Genomic DNA, 22,748 nt, shown 5'->3' with positions numbered 1-22,748 from the left:
CTTGAGCCGAGGCTTCAGCTACGACCTATAGCGAATACTCGGGGTCAATCGTGAAGGGAATATCAACCCTTTGCAGGCCCGCTCGATCTATGGCTTGTTGAGTGAGCCGATTCATCAGCGCCTTCATCTGCTCGTCTATTTCACTCAACGCTTGTGTGTATTCCTCCTCCGTCATTGCACGCCCGTGAGCGAACTCGTCTTCCGGTTTGCCTGACTCTACGGCCAGCGCTTTGATTTGCATCTCAAGGTCAGTCATTTGCGCTACAGAAAGATCTGTCCCGTTGGCCCGTCTCCGCAAGGCGTCCTGTAAGTCAGTGGTCACGTCGATTCGGCGCTTGAAACCATTGAAAGCCTCGCGGTTCGAATCCTCCAGCCAGGTTCTCCAGAGCGGTTGCTTGAGAATCTGATCGCGCAGCAGGTCACCTTCCTCCAGGACTTTGACCCGCTCAAACGCCGCCTCGATCATCTCTTTCGTTACACCGGCGATCTTGCGAAATTGCATGCCCCGGGCTTGCCACGGAAGATCCAGGCGCTCGGCCAGATCAGTCATATAGGCCAGATGGACTTCGACTTCGTCAATGGTTCCGGTGACTCCCCCTTCAGGGTCGACTCGCCTGAACTGCTCCCCCTCGGCCAACCGTGCAGCGACTCGCTGACGAGCGATGGCCCCAAGCTCATCCAGCCGGGATTTCCCTCGAGCCAGCTCGAGCAACTGAGGTTCAATCAGGTCCGGGCGGATCAACCTGTAGGCTTCGTGAATGAGCACTTCCACCCCCATGGCATTGAACAGCTGCGTGCCGCCGTCCACGCACTCCGTGGGCGTCACAGCCTCGCTGAAGAGCTTTGCCCGCAACTCGCTGTTATCGGCCATGGCCTCCAGCATTCGCCAGACTTTCGCCGTCAACTCTTCGCAATAGGCGCCACCTTCATTGAAGTCGGCGGACTGGGTGAGTTGCCTGATCTCATTGAAAAAGGCCTCCGAGTGAAACTCATCTTCAACCGCGTTCCAGATCTCCTCTCTGGCCTGCCACTGGAGCTCGGACATTCCATGCGCCCAATCGGCGCTGTCCAGTGTGCCTCGTGGCGGGAATGTGCGCTCGGGATCCAGGCCGACCGATTCGATGTAAAGCTTGAGGGTGTTCAGATTCTCCGCCGATAGCCATTGCGGTTCGCGACTGAGGAATGTGCGAGCCAGCAATTCGGCGCGGAACGAACCTGGTGCTACCTCCGGTATTCGACTGAGCGGATTGTTGCGCAGATCGAGGAAAATATTTCGTGGGCGCGGCTGGAAAAACAGTCCCACAGGCCAGCTGTCCAGCCCCGTTTCGCTCAACAGCAGCACCTGTAGCCGTGGCATCCGGCTGATATCGGGAGCGAGTTGCAACGGATTCCCGCGCAACCCTAGCGACCTGAGACGAGTCAGCTTCTTCAGCCGCGCCACTCCCACCGCGTTCAGTTCGATCCGGTTGTTGTTGAGCACCAGATCGGTCAGATGACTCATGTCATCGATTACCTGCGGTATACCCATCAACCGGTTTCGTTCCAGGTTCAGGAACCGTACCCGGCGAAACGGTCGCAGAAAATGTTCCTGCTCAGGCAAGAGGTTGGTGCTACCCAGGCTCAGGGTAGTGACATGATCGAAGTTTGCCTCCAGTTTCGGCATGGTTACAAGATGCCGGTTCATGGGCAAACCATCCAGAATCAACGCTTGGGGCTCAAGGATGCCGGGGACCTCGACGCCTCGTGGCCCGGTTCTCTGCCAGCATTGCCGGATCGCTTTGTAGACCTGGTTTCTAGAGTGCCACTGCGCGACACCCTCCGGGCCGAAACGAAAGGAGGCCGTTGGTGAGTTCATCCAGCGTTGCAGTGTCAGGTTCAACTGACTGAACTCTCGCTCCAATGCAGCCAGCCGCCCTTGCACCGCCCCACCGTTGTGACCGAACGCCGTCAGCAGCCCTTCGATCTGCTCCGGTGCAAAACCCGGGTAGAGCGCCCTGGCTCTTCGACGCAGGCCCATCCCGTGCGGTACCTGCTGCGCATAGCCTTGCATGCCGCCACGAAGGCGCATGGTGGCCGGGTCGTAGGTGGGCTTGCGAATGGGGTTTTCCAATAGAATCGGCTCAAGCTGTCGGTGGGCCAATGGGTGCTCTTGAACGGCTTTTTCGAGTTGCGCTGCTTCGTGGATCTGAAAACCCAATGCCTCTCGCTGCCTGTCGGGCAATGCATGCAAGACCGCCGCGTACAGGTTGTCCTCGCCATGCAGGTGTTGATCCAGGTCGTCGCGTGCCTGGTACGTGCCCTTTTCATCGACGATCAACACTTTGCGAGTCGGCGCATCCGCCGAGCCAATGCTGTCGACCAACACCCCCTCGAATGAATACTGTCGAACCTCCAGCCGCAAATCCGTCGGCCACTCCGGAAGGTTTGCCAAGGAGTGCAACTCCAGCCGGGCGGTGTCGGCGTTGTAGATATCTGGCAGGTATAGCCCTTCGTAGGCCCGAGTCAGCCGTACCTGCTGCTCCGCCTCTTCCGCTCGCCGATACACGGTCAGGGGCAGGCGTTTTTTCTCATTCAGATGCTGTAAGTCACTCGGTTCGGTATGGCGCAACAGCTCTTCGGCCATGCTGGTCGACAGCCCCGGGTGATTACTTTTGAGTAAGTTCACCGAGGGGTTTTCCGAGCGCTCGCGAGCGGAATACAGTCGATCGAAGAGGCGTTCCTTGTTTTTTCGCGCCTGCCCGCCAAGCAGATCCCGCACCGCGTCGATACGCTCCTGCCGGATACCCGACCGCCATTGACCCAGAACATCGTGCAATTGTTGTTCATCAAGGAACTCGACAACACGCTCAGGCAATTTCCCGTCGAGCACTTCCTTGCGGCTCATTTTCAAGGTGTCTGCCGGCAACGCATCCGCGTAGCCGTCCTTGATCGACAAGCCTGAAAGACTCGGCGCCTCAAAGACTTCAATGGCCTTGCCTTCGGGCCAGCCCGGTAGCTCAGTCATGAACCGTGAGATAAAACCCACCCACTCCTCACTGATCTGATTGGCGAGAATTCGTTCTGCGCAGGCGTCGGTATCCGCATACACCTTGAAACGCTTGAGCGTGTCGAGCAGCACGGCAGGCGGGGTTTCATGCTCAACATGCATCCGTCGCAGGGCATCTTCGTGCACACCGCTCACGGTCAGAATCTGCTCCAGCGTCTCATCGGAGAACCCGTCGACCGAAGGCCCCAACCGTCTCAATAATCGGCGCTTGTTCCAGCCCAGCGGTTGATCGAGTTCGGTCTTCCAGCTACCGGCACCGTTGTGCTCCAGCAACGGTTGATACGCGTCGGGACGGCTCGGGTGTTGAAGGCGGTGCAGACCCGTGCCCGGATCCTGCTTCACGCCATAGTATTTATCGTCGAGACGCAGGAGATCCTGTTCCTGATGCCGGTAAATGCCTTGCTCGCTCGCGGACGCATCTACCGGCAAGACGACTTTCTGTTCATAGGGCCGCAGATCGGGATTCCACAAGCGCTCCCTGCCCTCGTGTTCCACAGGTTTGAGACGCTCGATGAAGGGCGAGACCTTCGGGGTCACGCTACCCTCAGGCAAAACATGCCCCGCGCCCATCAGGGCCAATTGGGCAAAATTGATCAGTACGCCATTGAAGTAGGACGAGGCCTGTTCCTTATCGCCCTTGCTCCAGTCTTCGATACCTTCGGCCAGCTCCTCCAACATTTGCGCAACCATGATCCCCAGCATCGCCTCCCCTAAGCCGGGCACCAGCATCGCGGCGAAATTGAACAGGTTCCAACCGATGTCCAGAAAGCTGGTCAAGCGTTTGAAACGGCTTACGGCATCTTCATCGTCGGTCGGCACCGCCATTTGCCGGGCGTCGGCAATGGCTTTGTCGCGCCGCTCGCGAAACAGCCTCTCCCAGAGATCGCCGCTGAGCTGGTTGGTGACGGGTTCAGCATCAGGATTCTCGATCGCGGTTTCGCGCCACCACGGGCCCATATCCAGCGGTTGGCGTGGCTGCCAGGTGAACGTCCTGAGGCGTTCGTTGACTCGCGAAAAAAACCGTCCCTTGTCCTTGTGCGCCACGAACCGACTGAAAAAAGCCTGATAGTCCGTCTCTCGCAACTGACCGATCAGCGTATTCAGAAATTCGCTTAGCGATGCATACTCTTTCAGCGGGTGATTCGGATCATCGGGAACGTAAGCGATCAACGGGCCGGTCAGACGACTCTGTCGATAAATATCGTCACTGCGCAGCATTTCATCGGTGACGCCCTGTTGGCCGTTGGCAAAGAACGCCTGCAACAATTTGTACTGTTCATCCTCTTTCCCCGGCAACACCGGAATACGGTGCGACCACTCATTCCAGAACTTCAATGTGGTGGGCGTCAATGCATCAATGGCCCGCTTTATCTCCGAGGGGTCGCTGACCGCACTGAACAGTACGATGCCGGTCAGCCTGAAACCCATCAGCGATAACCGGTGGCTCAGCAGCGGACGCTCATACAAAGTGATATCCGACTGTTGGTTGCGCACCTGCCTCAGCGTGCCGTAGACGTAATCGCTGATCTCCCCCTTCATGCGCGCCACCAGCATTGCGACATCGAAGGCAGCCTTTTCACTGGCGATCGATTGCGCCTGCAAAGTTTGGCGTGCCTGCGCAGAAGTCGGCAGCAGAATGGCTTTGAGGTGCCGTTGATATTGCCCACCGATATCCAGCTGCCGGCATTGCGCCGCGAACGCCGTTAGCGTAATCGCCGGGTCCTGCATGAGGCTGCCACGCGAGTCCTTGCGGTAAATGCCGGAACTGTTGCGCCAGGCGTCGCTGCGGGTTTCCGAGTCCTCGAAATTGTGCAAAGCGGCTTCAAGCAAACTGGATTGCCGAACCCGGCTGGCGCCAGTGTCAATCCCGAAGATCATGGTACTCGGCACTTCGAGTTGCACACTCAACTCGTCGATGTTGCCGACGCCATTGAAGCTGGAGCGCATCATCGTGCTCAACAGTGGCTTGGCGAAAGTATCGATATCCTGTTGCAAATGACCCAGCGTCTCGTCCAGCAGCCCTTGCAGGCGCCAGCGCTCATCAATCAGGGTTTTCAGATACTGGCGGTCGATTTCACGTGCGCCCATGTACCACTCGGGCCACTCGGCGTTCATCCCGAGGAGAGGTTTGAGCCGCGATGCCGATGCAGATTTAATGGCGTTCGGCAGGACGCCGATCACCCGGGCGTAATGAATGCCCTGATTTTCGCCAGTGGAACTGGCATTGGTTTCGATTGAATTGCTTCCCTGCAAATCAGACATGACTCAACAACCTTGGTGTTAAGGGGTAGAGCAACCAGCCTATTCACTCCTGCCGCAAAAAAAAGACCAAATAACTGTTAGGCCAAAGCAGATACCGTTCGAAAATCATGGAGCCGAAAATATATAAATACCGCCTCCGTTGGCTCCGATAGTGCCAGCGCATCAACGGTCGTTTTTTCAGCCTCCCAAAGGCGCTACTATGCGATTCGCTGCTCCCCTTCCCCTGCCCCAGGTAACCATTTATGCGCCTTTCCGAGTTCATCGTGTTCCACGTTGACCGTATCGTCGATGAATGGGAGCAATTTGCCAGAACAATCACCCCCGCGGCCGACAACATGGACGGCGTGTCCCTGCGCGATCATTCAAAAGCGATCCTGCTGGCCGCCGCACGGGACATGAGCAAACCCCAATCCGCCAGTGAACAGCTGGCAAAAGCCAGGGGTGAAGGTCCGGAGAAAACCCCGAGCCTGGACGAAGCCGGCGCCAGCCATGGCGAGTTGCGGCATACCGTGGGCTTCGACCTGGTGCAGATGACCAGCGAGTTTCGCCATTTGCGCGCGTGTGTGATCCGTCTGTGGGTCAACAGCCTGGACTCGCCGGACCTGGCCTACTTCCAGGACATGATCCGCTTCAACGAAGCCATCGACGAAGCCTTGGCCGAATCTACCGCGGCCTATGCCGAGCAGGTCAATCATTCCCGGGACATCTTTTTGGCGATCCTCGGCCATGACCTGCGCGCACCGCTGCAAGCGGTGAGCATGTCTACCGAAATACTCATGCGTAAAACCAACCTTGAGGGCGACGCATTGACCTGTGCGCTCCACATCAAGCGCGGCACTCGCCACATGGCGGTGATGATTGGCGATTTGCTGGAGCTGGTCCGCAGTCGCTTGGGCAAGAGCCTGCCGATCGAACCGGCGCCCATGGATCTGGCCGATACGGCGCGTGAAGCGATTGCGCAGGCCTGCGCCGCTCATCCGCAATGCGATCCGACATTGAGCGTCGAAGGCGATACCCAAGGTGTGTGGGATGGCCGAAAGCTCAATCAGATGTTGCAGAACCTGATCGGCAATGCATTGCAACACGGTTCGAACAACAGCGCGGTCAAACTGACCCTCAGGGGCGAAGCGGACAGCGTTCGGCTCACTGTGCACAACGACGGTGCGCCGATTCCACCCGAGGCGATCTCCACAATCTTCGATCCGCTGGTGCGCAGTGCCGACGAAGAGCTCGGAGCGCCGACCACCAGCCTCGGTCTGGGACTGTTCATCGTCAAGGAAGTGGTGAAGGCCCATCAAGGGACGATCGACGTCAGCTCCAATGAGGTTGATGGGACGTTGTTTACTGTGGTGTTGCCCAGAAAGGGGTGAAGCCCTGTGGCGAGGGGGCTTGCCCCCGTTCGACCGCGAAGCGGTCGCAATTCCTGAGAATGAGATGGGCTTGAAAAAATCCGGGGGCATTGGTTTTTGGGGCTGCTTCGCAACCCAACGGGGGCAAGCCCCCTCGCCACAGGGAGTGTTTACAGCTACTCGACCACCAGCCGCCCCAACCGCTGCTTGAGCATGCGGTTTTCGGCCCGCAGTTGCTGGACCTCTTCCAGCAGGTCCAGCGCCAGGGCGACGCCTTCCCATTCCAGCTCAAGGTCGCGCCGCAGCTTGGCAGCACGCTTGGCCAGCACCAGCTCATAATCGGTGAAGCGCCAATCCTTGGGCAGGGCTCCCTGAGGTTCGAGGATGCCGTGTTCGACGATCTCGATCACGTGCACGTCCGACAGTTCGGTCGCCTCGCAGAATTCTGCCAGGTCCAGTAGAACGATCACGGGGTCGCTCATGATTGGCTACTCCTTATCTCAAAATCAAAAGTTCTCTCGCGGATCGAAAGCGGCTTTTTTTGCCAGCTCCTCCCACAATTCTTTGACGTCATGGTCGAGTTTTTTCGGCATTACTGCCTTGAGCTGCACGAACAGATAGCCACGATGACCAGCCTTGTGCAGCAGGCCATGGCCCTTGGCGCGCATGCGCTGGCCATTCTGGCTACCGGCCGGAACCTTGAGGTTGATCTTGCCGGTCAGGGTCGGCACCGCGACTTCGGTCCCCAGCGCCAGCTCCCACGGTGCCAGCGGCAAGGTGATGATCAGGTTCTCGCCTTCGACGTCGAACTTGGGGTGCGGCGCAAAACGGATGGTCAGGTACAGGTCGCCATTGGCCCCGCCACCGATGCCCGGAGCGCCCTGGCCCTTGAGGCGGATGCGCTCACCGTCGGTCACGCCGGCGGGGATCTTCACGTTCAGGCTTTTACTGGTGTTGCTGACATGCTGGCCGGCAGCGTTGTAATGCGGCACCTGGAAGCTGACCTTCTTCGATTCGGTCGAGAGGGTTTCTTCCAGAAAAACCGGTAATTCCATTTCCACGTCTTGCCCTCGACGCCCGGCACTATGACCCGACCGTCCACCACCATTGAAACCCGGACCACGGTTGCCGAAGATCGAACTGAAAAAGTCCGAGAAATCGCCCGTGTCCTGACCACCACCACCGAAACCGCCGCGGCTCTGCCAACCCGGTGGGCCCTGAAAGGGCTGACCGTGGTGGCCGTATTTGCGCAAATCGTCGTATTCGGCGCGCTTGTCGGCGCTTTTCAGCGCTTCATAGGCTTCCGAAGCGTCCTTGAATTTGGCCTCGGCGTCCTTTTCCTTGCTGACATCGGGGTGGTATTTGCGCGCCAGCTTTCGATAGGCGGCCTTGATCGCCTTATCGTCCGCGGTCGGCTCCACACCGAGAATCTTGTAATAGTCTTTGAAGTCCATCGAGGGAATCACCATCCATTATCGAAATCGCGCAGCCAAGTACAGCATGCTCTTGTTTGCAGCATTTGGATTGACCGATCTCAACTTTGTGACCGGGCAGCGCATCAGAAGTTTATCGGCAGCAGGGCGCGGTTCTTGCAGTCGCCCCAAGGGTTGCCAAGTCTATGCAGGGAAGTTTGGGGGTGTTGGAGCATCTTTCAAGCGCTGATCGCTGCGATTTAACGGATAGTCGGCCTTCGAATCTTCGCCGCTCTGACATACACTGCGCGGCCGTTTTTTAACCGGAACTTGAAAGACATGAAAAACGCATCTCCAGCCCGTGCCTGTGGTATCGACTTCGGCACGTCCAACTCCACCGTCGGCTGGCTACGCCCCGGCATGGAAACGCTGATCGCGCTGGAGGACGACAAGATCACCCTGCCCTCGGTGGTCTTCTTCAATATGGAAGAACGCCGCCCGGTATACGGCCGGCTGGCGCTGCACGAGTACCTGGAAGGTTACGAAGGCCGGCTGATGCGCTCGCTCAAGAGCCTGCTGGGTTCCAAGCTGATCAAGCACGATACCAGCGTTCTCGGCACGGCGATGCCGTTCAAGGACCTGCTCGGGCTGTTCATCGGTCAGTTGAAGAAGCGTGCCGAAGCCGCTGCCGGTCGGGAATTCGAAGAAGTGGTGCTGGGTCGTCCGGTGTTTTTCGTCGATGACGATGAAATGGCCGACCAGGAAGCGGAAAACACCCTGGTGGATGTAGCCCGCGCCATCGGCTTCAAGGACGTCTCGTTCCAGTACGAGCCGATTGCAGCGGCGTTCGACTACGAGTCGACCATCGAAAAGGAAGAGCTGGTACTGATCGTCGACATCGGCGGTGGTACCTCGGACTTCTCGCTGGTGCGCCTGTCGCCTGAGCGCCGCAACCACGACAATCGTCACGATGACATTCTCGCCACTGGTGGCGTGCACATCGGCGGGACCGATTTCGACAAGCAGCTGAGCCTGCAAGGCCTGATGCCGCTGTTTGGCTACGGCAGCCGGATGAAGAGCGGCGCCTATATGCCGACCAGCCACCACATGAACCTGGCGACCTGGCACACCATCAACTCGGTGTACTCGCAGAAGTCGACCCTGGCCCTGGGCAGCATGCGTTACGACATCGAGGACACCGGCGGCATCGATCGCCTGTTCAAGCTGATCGACCAGCGCGCCGGCCACTGGCTGGCTATGGAAGTAGAAGAAACCAAGATCCAGCTGACCCACGCCGACAGCCGCCATGTGCCACTGGATCGTATTGAACCGGGTTTGAGCGTGGAACTGAGCCGGGCACTGTTCGAATCAGCCATCGATAACTTGCTGGAGCGGGTGCGCAACAGCGTGACCCAGTTGTTGAATGACGCCAACGTGCGGGTCGATCAGGTGGACACCGTGTTCTTCACCGGCGGTTCGAGCGGGATTCCGGTGCTGCGCAACAGCGTCTCGGCGATGTTGCCGAATGCTCGGCATGTGGAAGGGAACATCTTCGGCAGCATCGGTAGTGGGTTGGCGATCGAGGCGATGAAGCGTTACGGCACCCTCGCCTGACCTGAAACCGAAGCACCCCCATCGCGGGCAAGCCCGCTCCCACAAGGACAGCGCATGACCTGTGGGAGCGGGCTTGCCCGCGATGGCGTCAGATCAGGCAATACATATTTGCCGGATCAAACCATCCCCGCCAGCTTCAACTCACTCTTCAGATACGCGTAATAAATCGGCCCCGCCACCACGCCCGGCAGGCCGAACGCGGCTTCGAACACCAGCATTGCCAGCAGCAACTCCCACGACTTGGCACTGATCTGCCCGCCGACGATGCGCGCGTTGAGGAAGTATTCGAGCTTGTGGATAACAATCAGGTAACCCAGCGCCGCCACCGCCACCCAGATCGACAGCGACAAGCCAACGATGGTGATCAAGGTGTTCGAGATCAGATTGCCGATCACCGGCAGCAAGCCGAGCAGGAAGGTCAGCACGATCAGGGTTTTGGTCAGCGGCAGCTTGATCCCGAACATCGGCAGGACCACCGCGAGGAAAATCCCGGTGAAGAAAGTGTTGAGCAGGGAAATCTTGATCTGGGCGAAAACGATGTTGCGAAACGCCTGGACCAACAGGTGCAAACGGTCGAACAGCGCTGCGGCCAACGGTTTGCGTTTGGTCACGTCCGGCGCTCGCTGCAAGGCGATGATCGCCCCCAGCACCATGCCGATCAGCAGCGTCACGAACATATGTGCCGCGTCTTTGCCCACCAGTTGCAAATCGCTGAGATGCTTGCTCATCCACTCGCCGATGGCCACCCGGAACTCGGCGGCACTGGCCGGCAGATAAGCGTCGATGAACGGCGGCAACTGCCCACGTGCGCGGTCGACCACGACCATGAATTTATCGAGAGAAGCGCCGGGGTTTTCCGCCTCGTGCAGCAGAAAACTGATCGCACCGGCAAAGATCAGCGCCAGCACGCTGACCACCAATGTTCCCAGCAACGCCACCGCCAGCCAGCGCGCACGGCGGCCTTCGATCAGCCGCTGCAATTGCGGCGTGAGCATGTTGACCAGTTCGAACACCAACAACCCGGCCAGCAGGCTAGGCAGCAATCGCAGAGGTAGCACCAGCAGCAAACCACCAAAAATGATGACCCAGCTGATGAACAACAAGACCTGACGCTGAGAAAACGCTGACATACAGCCTCAAAACGAACGACGTAAAAGGATTGGCAGTCTGCCAGCGTTCTGGCGCCGAAGCGAGCGGATGACCTTCAAGCGGCGGCGCGCCGAAAAGATCGCAGCCTGCGGCAGCTCCTACAGAGAACGCGATCTTCTGATCTTTATTTTTTCTTCAGGCATTCGCTCATGAAGGTTTTGCGCGCATCGCCCGTGAGGGCTTGGGTGGTGGCGGTGGCGTTGCAGGTTTTCATCTTTTCTTGTTGAGGGGTCATGGGCTTGGCGGCATCGGCGGCCGGCGCGGCTTTGAGGCAGGTGCTCATGAAGGCTTTGCGCTCGTCGCCCTTGAGGCTTTTTGCGGTAGCGTCGGCATTGCAGGTGGTCATTTTGTTCTGTTGGGCAGTGGCGGCGAAACCCTGGGAGCAGAGCAGCAAACCGACCATCAACAACGGGGCACGCAACATCTTCATGGAGTCTTCTCCTTGTTACCGCACCGATGGATGCGGCCTTTTCGGAGTGTAGACAAAGCCTGTTGCACGTTCACCTGCTATCGAGGTGGCTGCGTCGATATTGCTCAGGCGTGCACCCGGCCTGACGCTGAAACATCGCGATAAAGGCCGAGCCGGTGCTGTAGCCCATGTCGAAGGCAATTTCCTGAATGCTGCGCTGGCTGTCCAGCGCTTCGATCGCTGCCAGAAACCGCAGCCGTTGCCGCCACTCCCCGAAACTCATGCCCAATTCGCGAACAAACTGCCGGGCCAACGTGCGTTCGCTGACGTGAATTTGTCCGGCCCAGTGCGCCAATGGCTGGTTGTCCCCAGGCTCGGTCTGTAAGGCTTCAAGGATTGCGAGTAGCCCGGGGCTGCTGGCGTAGGGCAAGTAGCACTCATGCATCGGCGCCTGTTGCAGTTGGTCCACCAGCACTTGAGCCAGACGCTTGTCTGCATCGTGCTCGGGAATTTTCACATCGCGGGCGGCGAAGTCTTTCAGGATCGCCTTGAGAATGTCGCTGATCGCCAGGGTGCAGGCCTGCTGCGGCAGGTCGCGACACAGTGCCGGCGCGAGGCAGACCGCGCGGTAGTTGATCGGCTGATTGCTATAGAAACTGTGCTCGGTCCCGGGCGGCACCCACACCGCGTATTGCGGCGGCGACATGAAGCGGCGGCTGCCGATTTCCATGTGCAAGACCCCATTGGCCGAATACTCGAGGGTGCCCCAAGGGTGATGGTGGGCCGAGGCGTATTCGTGGGTGTTGAAGTCGGCATAACGGAAATAGACCGGGGCCGGCAGTTCGTTGAAATCCAGCAGGTCGATGTGTTTGCTGTTCATGCTGTCTGGAATCAGAGGTAGATTGTCTGGATTGAAGTATAGGCATTGATCCAGACAAGCGGATAATCACCCTTCATTAACATTCTGGTTTTTCCCGATGCAATACGCTTACCCCCTGCTGGCCATTTTCATTTGGGCCGGCAACACCGTGATCAACAAACTGGCGGTCGGCGCGATCTTTCCCGCCGAAATCGGTTTCTACCGCTGGCTGCTGGCCGCACTGCTGTTCACGCCTTTCATGCTTAAACCGGTGATCACCCACTGGCCGTTGATCCGCCCGAACCTGGGCAGGATTTTCATCCTCGGCGTGCTTGGCATGGCGGTTTATCAGAGCCTGGCTTACTTCGCTGCGACGCTGACTTCGGCCACCAACATGGGGATCATTTTGTCGCTGATGCCGTTGATGTCGCTGGCCATGGCGATTGTCAGCCTCGGCCAACGCCTGACTGCCGGCGCACTGGCCGGGGCGGTGTTGTCGTTTGCGGGTGTTTTGGTGGTGGTGTCGTCCGGCAGCCTTGGCGCGTTGCTGGAACACGGGGTGAACCTGGGTGACGCGATGATGTTGATCGCCACGCTGGCGTATGCGATTTACAGCACCCTGCTGAAAAAATGGCAGCTGCGTTTGCCGCCGCTGGTGTTGTTGTATTTGCAGGTGTTGGTCGCGGTGGCGGTGCTGTTTCCGCTGTTCCTCGCCTCACCGAAAATCGGCCCGACCCTGCAGAACATCCCGCTGGTGCTTTACGCCTGCCTGCTGGCCTCGATGCTTGCGCCGTTGGCGTGGATGCAGGCCGTGGTGCGCCTGGGGCCGAGCCGGACCACGTTGTTTTTCAATTTGCTGCCATTGATTACGGCGCTGATTGCGGCGGTGGTGCTGCATGAGCAGTTGGCGATGTATCACCTGGTGGGTGGGGTGTTGACGTTGGGTGGAGTGATTTTGTCGGAGCGCTGGACCACGGTGCTGGGCCGTAAGGTCAGTGTTGCCTGACCGGACGCCTTCGCGGGCAAGCCACGCTCCCACAGGTTTGGCGTCGTGCCTATTACGGGCGTCCGACACAAAACCTGTGGGAGCGTGGCTTGCCCGCGAAGAACGATAACGCGGTCCCACTGCCGTTCACACACCGGCCGCCTTCAACCGCGCCGCATGCTCAACAAACAACCGCACCGGCTCTGCCCCCTTGCCCACCAGCCCCAGCGACTGGTTGACGATATCGAAGTGATCCATCGGGTATTCATCACCGATCACCGTCCCCAAATGCGAGCTGTAACGCCCGACCATCCCGTCGCAATGCCCCGCCTCGCGCACGAAAGTCCTGGCAAACAACCGGCAACTTCGATTGGTCCCGTCGAACAGGTTGCACCCGCGATCGGTCTTGCCCGGCTGCAAGGTTCCGGACCAGGAGTAATACCGCACGCCATTGACCACTTCCGGGCCGTGCCCGCCCCAGGTGTCAGGCAGGCCCTGTGGATAACGCTGATTGAACAGCGCCACGCCCGCGGTGGTCAGGGATTGGTGCGAAGCCGGGATATCCACCGGCAGTCTCGGCCCGCGATAGCCGGTTTCCAGCAGGCACATCAACGCGCTGATCAGCCACAGTAAAAAGCTCAGCAGCCGGCCCTTGGCGCTGTCAGCTGGATAATGGGTGTGCAGATGGTCCGCCAGCTCCGAACCGTGATTCGGCCCGGCCACCGAGGTCACTGAAGCCACCTGGTCCGGGCGTTTTGCCGCGGCGTAACGGGCGGTCAGCGAGCCCTGGCTGTGGCCGATCAGGTTGACCTTCTCGGCCCCGGTTTCGCGCAGAATCTCCTCGATCCGCGCCAGCAATTGCTCGCCGCGTACCTCGGTGGAGTTGAGCGGCGAGACCTGCACCGCAATCACAGTCGCCCCATCCCGGCGCAGCGCCGAAATGATTCCGTACCAATAGGGATAGAGCAACAGACGGATAAAGCCGAGCATCCCCGGGACCAGCACCAAGGGGTAACGCGTGGCAGAACCTTGCGACATGGATGAACATCCTTGTGATCGGTGAGATGAAGCAAGGCCGGATGCAAGGCATCAGCCAAGCATCGCCACCCAAGATGACAACTCAACGACCAGTCTATGACATCGCTTACTTCAACCCCACCACGCCCGCCACAATCAGCCCGACCGACACCAGCTTGAGCGCGGTCAGGCTTTCGCCCAGCAGCGCAAAGCCGAGAAACACCGTGCCCAGTGAACCGATGGCGGTCCAGATCGGGTAAGCGATGCTCACCGGCAATTCGCGCATGGCCAGTGTGAGGAAGTAAATCCCGCCCACCGCGGCCACCACCGTAATCACTGACGGCCAGAGCCGGGTGAAGCCTTCGGCGTACTTCATGCCCATGGCGAAGGTGACCTCGAACCCGGCGGCGATCAGCAAGAACAACCAGGCCATCTAGAACTCCCTGGCCAGCGCCAGCAAACGCTGCTCGGCCTCGGCCACGGACACCTGGAACGTGCGCTCGGCGGACTCCTCACCCTCGGCGGCGACAACGGTGACGTCGGTGATGCCGATAAACCCCAGCGCCGTGCGCAGCAACGGATCGGCATGGTTCATCGCTTCAAGTTCACCACCCGGCCCGAAGCCGAACCCGCCGCGACTGGTGACGATCAACGCCTTCTTGCCCTGCACCAGCGGCTCGTACTGAGCGACGCCGTTGTCCAGGGTGTGATTGAACGTCAGCCCGAGCCGCACAATCTGGTCGATCCAGGCCTTGAGGCCGCTGGGCACGCTGAAGTTGTACATCGGCGTGGAAATCACCAACAGATCATGGCCGAGCAACTCCCCCACCAATTCATCGCTGAGTGCCAGGTCGGCCTGCATCGACAGCGGTCGCGCTTCAGGTTCCGGATGAAAAGCGGCCGCGACAAACGCTTCGTTGACGGCCGGAATCAGCGCCCGACCGACTTCACGGCGAGTCAGTTGCGACTGCGGGTTGCGGCCCTGCCAAGCGCAAAGAAACACCTCGGCCAAACGCCGCGAATGTGAACGGTCGCCACGGGGGCTGGCGTGAATGGCAAGAATTCTGCTCATCTGAATCTCCTTGAAGGGCTAAACTGAAACGGCTTGTGCTTGCAGCTTGAAGCGCGTAGCCGCCTCTCTTCAAATGAACAAAAATCAGTCTGGATGAATTCATTTCATCCATGGAGTTTCAAATGTTTGCCTCGTTGCCGCTGACCGCCCTGCGCGCCTTCGAACCCGCCTCGCGCCTGTTGAGTTTCAAGGCCGCCGCCGAAGAACTCTCCGTGACGCCGACGGCGGTCTCGCACCAGATCCGCTCCCTGGAAAACTGGCTCGGCGTGCCGTTGTTCGAACGACTGCCACGGCAGGTGCGCCTGACCGAATGTGGCGAACGGCTGTTCCGCAGCCTGCACGGCGCCCTGCTGGAAGTGGCGCAAAGTGTCGATACCTTGCGCCCGCAACGCAGCGGCACGAACCTGACGATTTCCACCACGGCCGCCTTCGCAGCCCTCTGGCTGGTGCCAAGGCTGGGCCGGTTTTATGCCCGTCATCCGAGCATCAGCCTGCGCCTGGACACTCACTGCGAAGTCATCGATTTGCATCAGGACGCCAGCGTCGATCTGGTGGTGCGTTACAGCCTCGACGATTACCCGAACCTGTATGGCCTGTGCCTGTTCGACGAATCCTTCGGGGTCTATGGCTCGCCTGAACAAGTGGCCCTGGCGTCCAGTCGGGTACCGACCCTGATCAGCGTGCGCTGGCACAACTCCAAGCTGTACGCCCATGGCTGGGAGGCCTGGTGCGCGCAGTCCGGCGAAACGTGGCTGACCGAACAACCAGCGGTGCGTGAATACGACGAAGAGCATTACGCCCTGCAAGCCGCCATCGCCGGGCAAGGCCTGGTGCTGGCGAGCAATATTCTGGTGTCGGAAAGTGTGGCCAGCGGCTTGCTACTGCCCTATCGGGGGGACACTCAGGTCGACGGGGCCGGATACAGCGCGCTGTGCGTACCGGGCCGTGAACGGCATCCGCCGGTGCGGGCGTTTTTTGCGTGGTTGCAGGAGGAAGCTCGATTGTCTGGTCTATTGCCAAGATCGCAGCCTTCGGGAGAACTCATTCCCCTGTAGGCTTCGATTGCATTCTGAAAGATCTGTAGCGTCGGGCATATCGCCATCGCGAGCAGGCTCGCCCCCACATTTTCCCTGTACACACAGGTCCATTGTGGGAGCGAGCCTGCTCGCGATGGCGTCTTCACAGACGCCGAAAGTTACTTGGTGGGTTTAACCGTCACCGGCGCCTTGCCCGCCTTCATCTGCTCCAGCAACGGCGCACACTGATTCGGCTCACCAGCGCTCGGCGCTATCAGCGCCAGCAAGCCCGCCGCCGGCGCGGCAATCACACCCAGTGCAACCATCCCAGCCCCACGCAGCATCAGCGGCACCGCTTTCACGCCCGCATCCGGCTTGATGAACCTACCTCGCACATACAGCGGTGAACGCAGCGAAATCAAACGCCAGCCCTTGGATTCCGGGGAGATGGTCAGGTCCAGTTGCTCGGTCGCCATATTCGCCGTGCCATCGATATAGACAATCGCGTTCTCGGTATCGAAGACGAACAGCCGCGTGGTCGCCAGACCAGCCTTGATCTCGAAATCGGCCGCTGCGCAATTGATCTTCACTTCCTTGTCGCCAAAGATCTTGCCGACCACATAGTTGCCGACGTTGAGCCCCGCCAGCTCCATCAACTCGCGACTGATAGCACCGTCATTCATCAGCATCTTCAAATTGCCGTCGGCAGTGCCCAGCAGTTTGGCCACAGAGTTGCCCCGGCCAGTAAGGTCGGCGTCGCCATTGAGCTCACCGAAACTGGTTTTCATGATTTCAAAAGTGGGGAACAACTGCTTGAGCTTGAACTTGCGCGCGGTCAGTTTGGCCCGACCTTCCAAAGGCTCGGCGCGCCCGTCCAGACGAATCTGCGCATCGAGATTACCGCCGGCCACGCCGAAACGCAGGGGTTCGAGGCTGAGCACACCATCGGTCAGCACCAAATGAGTGTAGAGATCGTTGAACGGCAGTTTTTCGTTGTGGACGATGCGTTTGCCGGTGAATTCAACATCGGCGTCCATCGCGCGCCAGCGCTCGGTCTTGAATTCCTCGACCGGCAGCACCTTGTCTGCCGGCTGCTTGCTTTCACCGCCGCGGTCCTTTTGCCTGGCGTTGGAATCGGCACCGATCAGCGGGGCCAAGTCGGCAAACAGCAGTTGATCGGACACCAGCGCCCCGCTGAGCTTGGGCCTCGGCTGGCTCGCGACGTAGGTCAGGTTGCCATGGATGTCACTCTCGCCGATCTTGCCGTTGAACTCCTCATAGCGGTACACCGCCCCGCCCGGCTCATGCAGCTTGGCGATCAAGTGCCCGTCGGTGGCATAAGGCGGAGTATCCGGCAGCGTCACGCCGATCAGAGGATAGAGATTGCCCAGGCTGGCACCGGCCAGTTTCAATCGCAAATCCAGAGCGCCGAGGTTCAATGGATCGGTGAGCATACCGGCCAGTTCGACGCTGGTGTCGGCGATCTTCATTTGCGCCTGAAGCGGGAACGGCTTGGAGGCGTCCTGTAAAGCCAGCAAACCGCCGGTCTTGCCCTCGCCCGCGAGATTCTGACCGTGGTATTGGCCTTTGACCTTCAATGCGAAGGCGTAATCCTGCGGCGAACCACCCTTTTCAACTGCTTTTTTTGCCGCTTTGTCCCCGACAATGTCGCTGAATGGAATCGGTTTGCCCAACGGATCGATAAGCAGATCAAGCTGAGTCTTCAGCTTCTGGTCGTCGAGAGTGACGTGGCCCTTGTCGAAGCCGATGGCCCCGATGTCCAGCACCCAGTTCGAAGGCTCGGCGTTCGGGTCTTTGGGGTCGAACTTGAACGTCCAGTTGGCGCGACCGTCGGCCAGACGCTGCAGCTCGGCATTGGGTTCGCTCAGGTCGATGCGCGGGATCGCCACCCGCTGCGCCAGCAAGGCCAGCGGCGAAATGCGCAGCTCAACGCGTTTGAGGGTGGCCATCTGCGGTTGTTTCGACCAGTCCGGGTTGCCCAGGCTCAAATCCTCAGCCACCACATGCGGCCACGGCACCCAGCCTCGCCAGCCGCCCTCATCAGGCTCGCGCTGCCAGACCACCGCAAGGTTGCCATTGATGGCGAACGGACGATGCAGTTCTTCGGACACTTTGGCGTTCAGGGGCGGTTTGATCCGGTTCCAATCGAAGAACGCGATGATCAGCACCAGGACGGCCAGCAGGACAACGAGGCTGGCGAAGGTCCAGGCAAGAATTTTACGAGTGCGCGTCATTGCACAGAGCTCCTGAATACGACTGAGCGCCCCGACAGCGACGCACTGATGAAACGTTAGGCCAGAACTGGCCTGCCATGAAATCTAGGACTGGGAAATGGCACGCAGGTTTAACCGAATAGGCACTTAACACTCAAATAATCGGCCGGGGACACCCTGCTCCCTCATCCGGCGTTACCACACCCGCACTTTTGCGAGGCGAGAGTGGGTCGAAAATACCCACCCCAGTGCAAAAAAGCTCGCCGGAAACGCCCGTTCTAGAGCGCTGCGGCCGAACAATCAATTCTGTTGATTATTACCATTGCGTTTATGAACTTTTGTATCGACTTATCGAGAGTAGCATTGCCCTCGTACCCACTTTATCGCCCTCCCAAGGAGCAACCCATCATGAAACGCGAATTACTGCTTAGCCTTACCCTCTCAATGCTGGCCAGCACCGCTTTTGCTTTGCCGGCCGCTGATCAGGCCACTCCACAAGTCAAAGACAGCCACTCGGTGTTCAGCCAGACCGTTGCCGCTGATGGTTCCGACCGCACTCCACAAGGTCAGACCCTGGCCGAAGGTGGCAATGATCGCCTGAAAGAAAAAGGCCTGATCACTCAAGATGGATCGGATCGCACCCCACAAGGTCAGACTCTTGCCGCTGACGGTTCCGACCGTACTCCACAAGGTCAAACCCTGGCCGCTGACGGTACCGATCGCACTCCACAAGGCCAGCCCCTGGCTGCCGACGGTTCCGATCGCACTCCACAAGGTCAAACCCTTGCTGAAGGTGGTGGTGACCGTGTAATCGAACGCAACAGCGCTGTGAGCTAAGCCCATGGCGGCCCCGAAAAAAAGCCCAATCCCCGGATTGGGCTTTTGACTTTATAGAAGCTGCATTTCCCCGCGTGATATCCCGATAGTCGTTCGACGCCAGCGAAGCCGATTTGCTAGAGTGCGCCGCTGTCCCTGTCCAGAAAACACCCTTGCGATGCTGCCCCGCGCCGAACAGAAACAACAGACCCGCAACGCCCTGATGGACGCTGCCCGCCACTTGATGGAAAGCGGCCGAGGATTCGGCAGCCTGAGCCTGCGCGAAGTGACCAGAACCGCCGGGATCGTACCCACCGGTTTCTACCGGCATTTCGCCGACATGGATGAACTGGGCCTGGTGCTGGTGAGCGAAGTCGGTCAGACCTTCCGTGAAACCATCCGCCTGGTGCGCCATAACGAGTTCGTCATGGGCGGCATCATCGACGCCTCGGTACGGATCTTTCTCGATGTGGTCACCGCCAATCGCTCGCAGTTCCTGTTTCTTGCCCGCGAACAGTACGGCGGCTCGCTGCCGGTGCGCCAGGCCATTGGCCGCTTGCGCGAAGACATCAGCTCGGACCTGGCGGCAGACTTGTCGCTGATGCCGAAACTGCAGCATCTGGACATCGCAGGTTTGAGTGTCATGGCTGATCTGATCGTCAAAAGCGTGTTCGCCACACTGCCTGACATTATTGATCCCCCGGCCGAGGCACTACCCGAGCATTTGACGCCGCAGGCGAAGATCACGCAGCAGTTGCGCTTCATCTTTATAGGCCTAAAACACTGGCAAGGCCTCGGCAGCACCGAGTAAATACATCCCCCTGTGGGCGCGAGCAGGCTCGCCCCCCCCACCCCACATTGGTGCGCGAAAACTCCACACGCACCAACTTGATCCAAAATTCTGAACCACCCTCCACGCTCCGACAGGCATTTCCTACCTCTCACCCCGATTGGCAAGCCCCTTGCTCTATCCCTGAGCATTGTCCATTGCTGGAAGCCTTCCGATGCTGGTGATTCATCGCAGAATCGACCCTCAACCCGTCTGGGCCGCCGAGTTGCACCTGACTTTCGAAGCCCGGAGCAAAAGCCGTTTGCGCTGTTTCAGTGCCGAGGGTGAAGACGTCGGGTTGTTTTTGGAGCGCGGTCAGCCGCCTCTATATGACGGCGAATGCCTGCAAGCCGAAGATGGGCGCGTCGTTCGCGTCTGCGCTCGCTCCGAACAACTGCTGCATGTCACCTGCGCCAACGCCTTCGAACTGACCCGCGCCGCCTATCACCTGGGCAACCGCCATGTGGCCCTGCAAGTCGGTGATGGCTGGCTGCGCCTGCTCGACGATTACGTGCTCAAGGCCATGCTCGAGCAACTGGGCGCCAATGCCGAGAACATCGAAGCGCCATTCCAGCCGGAACACGGTGCTTACGGCGGCGGTCATCACCATTCGCGCCATGGTGACGAGGATTTCAACTACCCGCCGAAACTGCACCAGTTCGGCGTGCGCTTATGAACCCAGCCTGGGCGCTGCTGCGTTTGGCCAGCCCGCAGCTGCCGATTGGCGGCTACAGCTATTCCCAGGGTTTGGAGATGGCTGTGGATAACGGCCGCGTAAACGATCCTGACAGCGCGCGGCGCTGGATCAGCGATCAGTTGCTGCTCAATCTCGCGCGTTTCGAAGCGCCGCTACTGCTCGCCCATAGCACCGCTGCGGCCGAAGAAAACTGGGCCGAACTGCTGCAACGCTGCGAAGAGCATCGCGCCAGCCGGGAAACCCGCGAGTTGCATCAGGAAAGTCGACAGATGGGTTATTCGTTGAAGCAACTGCTCAACGGTTTACCGGAACTGGATGCGCCGGCCCGGGCCTTTCTCGACCAATACCCTGAACCGCATCTGGCCCTTGGCTGGGCGCTGGCGGCCCGCGCCTGGCAGATCAGCCCGCAAGATGCGCTGGCCGCCTGGCTCTGGAGCTGGCTGGAAAACCAATTGGCGGTGTTGATGAAAACCCTGCCCCTGGGCCAGCAAGCTGCCCAGCGCCTGACCAGCGAACTGCTGCCGCTGCTGCAACAGGCGCAGCAAGACGCCACCCGAATCAACCCCGAACACTCTGGCAGCGCCGCTTTCGGCCTGTCCCTGGCGTGCATGGCCCATGAGCGCCAGTACAGCCGTCTGTTCCGTTCCTAGGGCCTTTTACTTTGGAGAATCACATGAACGCACACCCCCTGCGTGTCGGCATCGGCGGCCCGGTCGGCTCCGGCAAAACCGCCCTGACTCTGGCCCTGTGCCTGGCCTTGCGCGACCGCTACAACCTGGCCGTCGTGACCAACGACATCTACACCCGCGAAGACGCCGACTTCCTGGTGCGCAACGAAGCCCTGGCGCCCGAACGGATCATCGGCGTGGAAACCGGCGGCTGCCCGCACACAGCCATCCGCGAAGACGCCTCGATCAACCTCGAAGCCGTGGATCAACTGAACCGGCGCTTCCCGGGACTGGATCTGATCTTGGTGGAGTCCGGTGGCGACAACCTTTCGGCGACCTTCAGCCCGGAACTGTCGGACCTGACCATCTACGTGATCGACGTTTCGGCCGGCGACAAGCTACCGCGCAAGGGCGGGCCGGGGATCTGCAAATCCGATCTGCTGGTGATCAACAAGATCGACCTCGCGCCTCTGGTAGGCGCCTCGCTAGAGATGATGGACAGCGACACCCAACGCATGCGCAACGGCAAACCGTTCGTCTTCAGCAACCAGAAAACCGGTCAGGGCCTGGAAGCAATCATCGCCTTCATCGAACGCCAGGGCTTACTGACTGCGGCCTGATCACACTTATCAACAAGGAAGCTTATCCATGACACTGAAACGCATTCTGGGCGCCATGGCCCTGCTGCTGAGCCCGGCCATCGCGTTCGCTCACCCGGGCCACGGCGACAATGGCTTGATGGCCGGCATCAGCCACCCGATCGGCGGCCTCGATCACTTGCTGGCCATGGTTGCCGTGGGGTTGTGGGCCGCGCAGCAGAAAGGCGCCGCGCGTTGGGCGCTGCCCTGCACGTTCGTGGGCACTATGCTGATCGGCGGCCTGCTGGGTTTTGAAGGGATGAACCTGCCGGCGCTGGAAAGCGGGATTGCTGCCTCGGTATTGGCGTTAGGCCTGACGGTGGCTTTGGCGGTGCGTCCGCCGTTGAGCCTGGCGGTGGGTGCGACCGCATTGTTCGCGCTGTTTCATGGCGTGGCGCATGGTCTGGAGCTGCCGGACATGTCGAGCCCTTGGGCGTATGCCGTTGGGTTTGTGGGGGCGACGGCGGCTTTGCATGCAGCGGGTTATGCGGTGGTTCGCGTCTTGCCTCAGGCCGCCGCACCGCTGGTTCGGCTGGCGGGTGCGGCTTCGGCGGCGACTGGGGTGTGGTTGCTGGCGGGTTGATTCTCTAGCGTCTGAACCGGCTTCTTCGCGGGCAAGCCTCGCTCCTACAGGATATTCGCCGCCAGCACAGATCGTGTGAAGACCAAAGATCCC

20 protein-coding genes are annotated in these 22,748 nt (G+C 59.7%); 10 read left to right on the top strand and 10 right to left on the bottom strand.

What is annotated here, in order from left to right:
- Positions 1-25: 25 nt before the first annotated feature.
- On the bottom strand, positions 26-5,308 hold the full coding sequence (locus tag JFU11_RS26045) for an NEL-type E3 ubiquitin ligase domain-containing protein (protein ID WP_201062536.1): 5,283 nt from the start codon (positions 5,306-5,308) through the stop codon (positions 26-28).
- Positions 5,309-5,550: 242 nt separating this feature from the next.
- Here JFU11_RS26045 and JFU11_RS26040 point away from each other — a divergent pair, with 242 nt between their 5' ends.
- Positions 5,551-6,678, top strand: coding sequence for a HAMP domain-containing sensor histidine kinase (locus JFU11_RS26040; RefSeq protein ID WP_123721459.1), 1,128 nt, complete (start codon positions 5,551-5,553; stop codon positions 6,676-6,678).
- A 155-nt stretch (positions 6,679-6,833) separates the two neighbouring features.
- On the opposite strand, the gene JFU11_RS26035 is transcribed toward JFU11_RS26040, so the two are convergent.
- Both JFU11_RS26035 and JFU11_RS26030 read right to left on the bottom strand, forming a co-directional pair.
- The gene (locus JFU11_RS26035; protein ID WP_095052922.1) at positions 6,834-7,139 is read right to left on the bottom strand and encodes a chaperone modulator CbpM; all 306 of its coding nucleotides are present in this window, start codon (positions 7,137-7,139) and stop codon (positions 6,834-6,836) included.
- Between the two features lie 24 nt (positions 7,140-7,163).
- Positions 7,164-8,111: a DnaJ C-terminal domain-containing protein gene (locus JFU11_RS26030; protein WP_123721726.1), complete on the bottom strand. Its 948-nt coding sequence runs from the start codon at positions 8,109-8,111 to the stop codon at positions 7,164-7,166.
- Positions 8,112-8,408: 297 nt separating this feature from the next.
- On the opposite strand from JFU11_RS26030, the gene JFU11_RS26025 reads away from it, so the two are divergent.
- Entirely contained in the window at positions 8,409-9,683 is a 1,275-nt protein-coding gene (locus JFU11_RS26025) for an Hsp70 family protein (protein ID WP_201062535.1), read from the top strand.
- 116 nt (positions 9,684-9,799) lie between these two features.
- Here JFU11_RS26025 and JFU11_RS26020 read toward each other — a convergent pair whose 3' ends face one another.
- The 3 genes from JFU11_RS26020 to JFU11_RS26010 all read right to left on the bottom strand — a co-directional run bounded on the left by JFU11_RS26020 (position 9,800) and on the right by JFU11_RS26010 (position 12,121).
- Positions 9,800-10,813 (bottom strand): AI-2E family transporter, encoded by a 1,014-nt coding sequence (locus tag JFU11_RS26020; protein ID WP_052965889.1) that lies wholly within the window; start codon positions 10,811-10,813, stop codon positions 9,800-9,802.
- Between the two features lie 143 nt (positions 10,814-10,956).
- Positions 10,957-11,262 (bottom strand): PsiF family protein, encoded by a 306-nt coding sequence (locus JFU11_RS26015; RefSeq protein WP_095052920.1) that lies wholly within the window; start codon positions 11,260-11,262, stop codon positions 10,957-10,959.
- Between the two features lie 70 nt (positions 11,263-11,332).
- Complete coding sequence (locus tag JFU11_RS26010; RefSeq protein WP_201062534.1) at positions 11,333-12,121, bottom strand: helix-turn-helix transcriptional regulator; 789 nt, start codon at positions 12,119-12,121, stop codon at positions 11,333-11,335.
- Between the two features lie 97 nt (positions 12,122-12,218).
- Between JFU11_RS26010 and JFU11_RS26005 the strand changes: the two genes are divergently transcribed.
- Positions 12,219-13,106 carry a DMT family transporter gene (locus JFU11_RS26005; protein ID WP_201062533.1) on the top strand — a complete coding sequence of 296 codons (888 nt, stop codon included), beginning with the start codon at positions 12,219-12,221 and terminating at the stop codon, positions 13,104-13,106.
- A 126-nt stretch (positions 13,107-13,232) separates the two neighbouring features.
- On the opposite strand, the gene JFU11_RS26000 is transcribed toward JFU11_RS26005, so the two are convergent.
- From JFU11_RS26000 to JFU11_RS25990, 3 genes are all read right to left on the bottom strand, one after another.
- The gene (locus tag JFU11_RS26000) at positions 13,233-14,123 is read right to left on the bottom strand and encodes a triacylglycerol lipase (RefSeq protein WP_048396159.1); all 891 of its coding nucleotides are present in this window, start codon (positions 14,121-14,123) and stop codon (positions 13,233-13,235) included.
- Positions 14,124-14,229: 106 nt separating this feature from the next.
- Positions 14,230-14,535 carry a multidrug efflux SMR transporter gene (locus JFU11_RS25995; RefSeq protein WP_007903452.1) on the bottom strand — a complete coding sequence of 102 codons (306 nt, stop codon included), beginning with the start codon at positions 14,533-14,535 and terminating at the stop codon, positions 14,230-14,232.
- Positions 14,536-15,174, bottom strand: a complete 639-nt coding sequence (locus JFU11_RS25990) for an NAD(P)H-dependent oxidoreductase (protein ID WP_038978743.1) — start codon at positions 15,172-15,174, stop codon at positions 14,536-14,538.
- Positions 15,175-15,284: 110 nt separating this feature from the next.
- Between JFU11_RS25990 and JFU11_RS25985 the strand changes: the two genes are divergently transcribed.
- Positions 15,285-16,229, top strand: coding sequence for a LysR substrate-binding domain-containing protein (locus JFU11_RS25985; protein WP_201121408.1), 945 nt, complete (start codon positions 15,285-15,287; stop codon positions 16,227-16,229).
- A gap of 140 nt (positions 16,230-16,369) precedes the next feature.
- Here JFU11_RS25985 and JFU11_RS25980 read toward each other — a convergent pair whose 3' ends face one another.
- Positions 16,370-18,445 carry an AsmA family protein gene (locus JFU11_RS25980; protein WP_201062531.1) on the bottom strand — a complete coding sequence of 692 codons (2,076 nt, stop codon included), beginning with the start codon at positions 18,443-18,445 and terminating at the stop codon, positions 16,370-16,372.
- Positions 18,446-18,832: 387 nt separating this feature from the next.
- On the opposite strand from JFU11_RS25980, the gene JFU11_RS25975 reads away from it, so the two are divergent.
- The 6 genes from JFU11_RS25975 to JFU11_RS25950 all read left to right on the top strand — a co-directional run bounded on the left by JFU11_RS25975 (position 18,833) and on the right by JFU11_RS25950 (position 22,655).
- The gene (locus tag JFU11_RS25975) at positions 18,833-19,261 is read left to right on the top strand and encodes a hypothetical protein (RefSeq protein ID WP_201062530.1); all 429 of its coding nucleotides are present in this window, start codon (positions 18,833-18,835) and stop codon (positions 19,259-19,261) included.
- 157 nt (positions 19,262-19,418) lie between these two features.
- A complete protein-coding gene (locus JFU11_RS25970; protein WP_008009759.1) occupies positions 19,419-20,051 on the top strand; it encodes a TetR family transcriptional regulator in 633 nt (210 codons plus the stop codon).
- Between the two features lie 193 nt (positions 20,052-20,244).
- Entirely contained in the window at positions 20,245-20,745 is a 501-nt protein-coding gene (ureE, locus tag JFU11_RS25965; RefSeq protein ID WP_123721470.1) for an urease accessory protein UreE, read from the top strand.
- Complete coding sequence (locus JFU11_RS25960) at positions 20,742-21,416, top strand: urease accessory protein UreF (protein WP_201062529.1); 675 nt, start codon at positions 20,742-20,744, stop codon at positions 21,414-21,416. The genes ureE and JFU11_RS25960 overlap by 4 nt, the downstream gene beginning before the upstream one ends.
- A gap of 23 nt (positions 21,417-21,439) precedes the next feature.
- Positions 21,440-22,054, top strand: coding sequence for an urease accessory protein UreG (gene ureG, locus JFU11_RS25955; protein WP_201062528.1), 615 nt, complete (start codon positions 21,440-21,442; stop codon positions 22,052-22,054).
- Between the two features lie 28 nt (positions 22,055-22,082).
- The gene (locus JFU11_RS25950) at positions 22,083-22,655 is read left to right on the top strand and encodes a HupE/UreJ family protein (protein WP_201062527.1); all 573 of its coding nucleotides are present in this window, start codon (positions 22,083-22,085) and stop codon (positions 22,653-22,655) included.
- The last annotated feature ends 93 nt before the right edge of the window (positions 22,656-22,748 follow it).

It is taken from the genome of Pseudomonas sp. TH37 (assembly GCF_016650735.1).
GTDB classification, from domain to species: Bacteria; Pseudomonadota; Gammaproteobacteria; order Pseudomonadales; family Pseudomonadaceae; genus Aquipseudomonas; species Aquipseudomonas farris.
The sequence above is the reverse complement of the archived record's forward strand: the minus strand, read 5'-3'. Positions and strand labels throughout refer to the sequence as shown.

Coding starts and splice junctions, on each gene's coding strand:
- JFU11_RS26045 (WP_201062536.1), bottom strand. CDS start 5,308: ATGTCTGATTTGCAGGGAAGCAATTCAATCGAAACCAATGCCAGTTCC.
- JFU11_RS26040 (WP_123721459.1), top strand. CDS start 5,551: ATGCGCCTTTCCGAGTTCATCGTGTTCCACGTTGACCGTATCGTCGAT.
- JFU11_RS26035 (WP_095052922.1), bottom strand. CDS start 7,139: ATGAGCGACCCCGTGATCGTTCTACTGGACCTGGCAGAATTCTGCGAG.
- JFU11_RS26030 (WP_123721726.1), bottom strand. CDS start 8,111: ATGGACTTCAAAGACTATTACAAGATTCTCGGTGTGGAGCCGACCGCG.
- JFU11_RS26025 (WP_201062535.1), top strand. CDS start 8,409: ATGAAAAACGCATCTCCAGCCCGTGCCTGTGGTATCGACTTCGGCACG.
- JFU11_RS26020 (WP_052965889.1), bottom strand. CDS start 10,813: ATGTCAGCGTTTTCTCAGCGTCAGGTCTTGTTGTTCATCAGCTGGGTC.
- JFU11_RS26015 (WP_095052920.1), bottom strand. CDS start 11,262: ATGAAGATGTTGCGTGCCCCGTTGTTGATGGTCGGTTTGCTGCTCTGC.
- JFU11_RS26010 (WP_201062534.1), bottom strand. CDS start 12,121: ATGAACAGCAAACACATCGACCTGCTGGATTTCAACGAACTGCCGGCC.
- JFU11_RS26005 (WP_201062533.1), top strand. CDS start 12,219: ATGCAATACGCTTACCCCCTGCTGGCCATTTTCATTTGGGCCGGCAAC.
- JFU11_RS26000 (WP_048396159.1), bottom strand. CDS start 14,123: ATGTCGCAAGGTTCTGCCACGCGTTACCCCTTGGTGCTGGTCCCGGGG.
- JFU11_RS25995 (WP_007903452.1), bottom strand. CDS start 14,535: ATGGCCTGGTTGTTCTTGCTGATCGCCGCCGGGTTCGAGGTCACCTTC.
- JFU11_RS25990 (WP_038978743.1), bottom strand. CDS start 15,174: ATGAGCAGAATTCTTGCCATTCACGCCAGCCCCCGTGGCGACCGTTCA.
- JFU11_RS25985 (WP_201121408.1), top strand. CDS start 15,285: ATGGAGTTTCAAATGTTTGCCTCGTTGCCGCTGACCGCCCTGCGCGCC.
- JFU11_RS25980 (WP_201062531.1), bottom strand. CDS start 18,445: ATGACGCGCACTCGTAAAATTCTTGCCTGGACCTTCGCCAGCCTCGTT.
- JFU11_RS25975 (WP_201062530.1), top strand. CDS start 18,833: ATGAAACGCGAATTACTGCTTAGCCTTACCCTCTCAATGCTGGCCAGC.
- JFU11_RS25970 (WP_008009759.1), top strand. CDS start 19,419: ATGCTGCCCCGCGCCGAACAGAAACAACAGACCCGCAACGCCCTGATG.
- ureE (WP_123721470.1), top strand. CDS start 20,245: ATGCTGGTGATTCATCGCAGAATCGACCCTCAACCCGTCTGGGCCGCC.
- JFU11_RS25960 (WP_201062529.1), top strand. CDS start 20,742: ATGAACCCAGCCTGGGCGCTGCTGCGTTTGGCCAGCCCGCAGCTGCCG.
- ureG (WP_201062528.1), top strand. CDS start 21,440: ATGAACGCACACCCCCTGCGTGTCGGCATCGGCGGCCCGGTCGGCTCC.
- JFU11_RS25950 (WP_201062527.1), top strand. CDS start 22,083: ATGACACTGAAACGCATTCTGGGCGCCATGGCCCTGCTGCTGAGCCCG.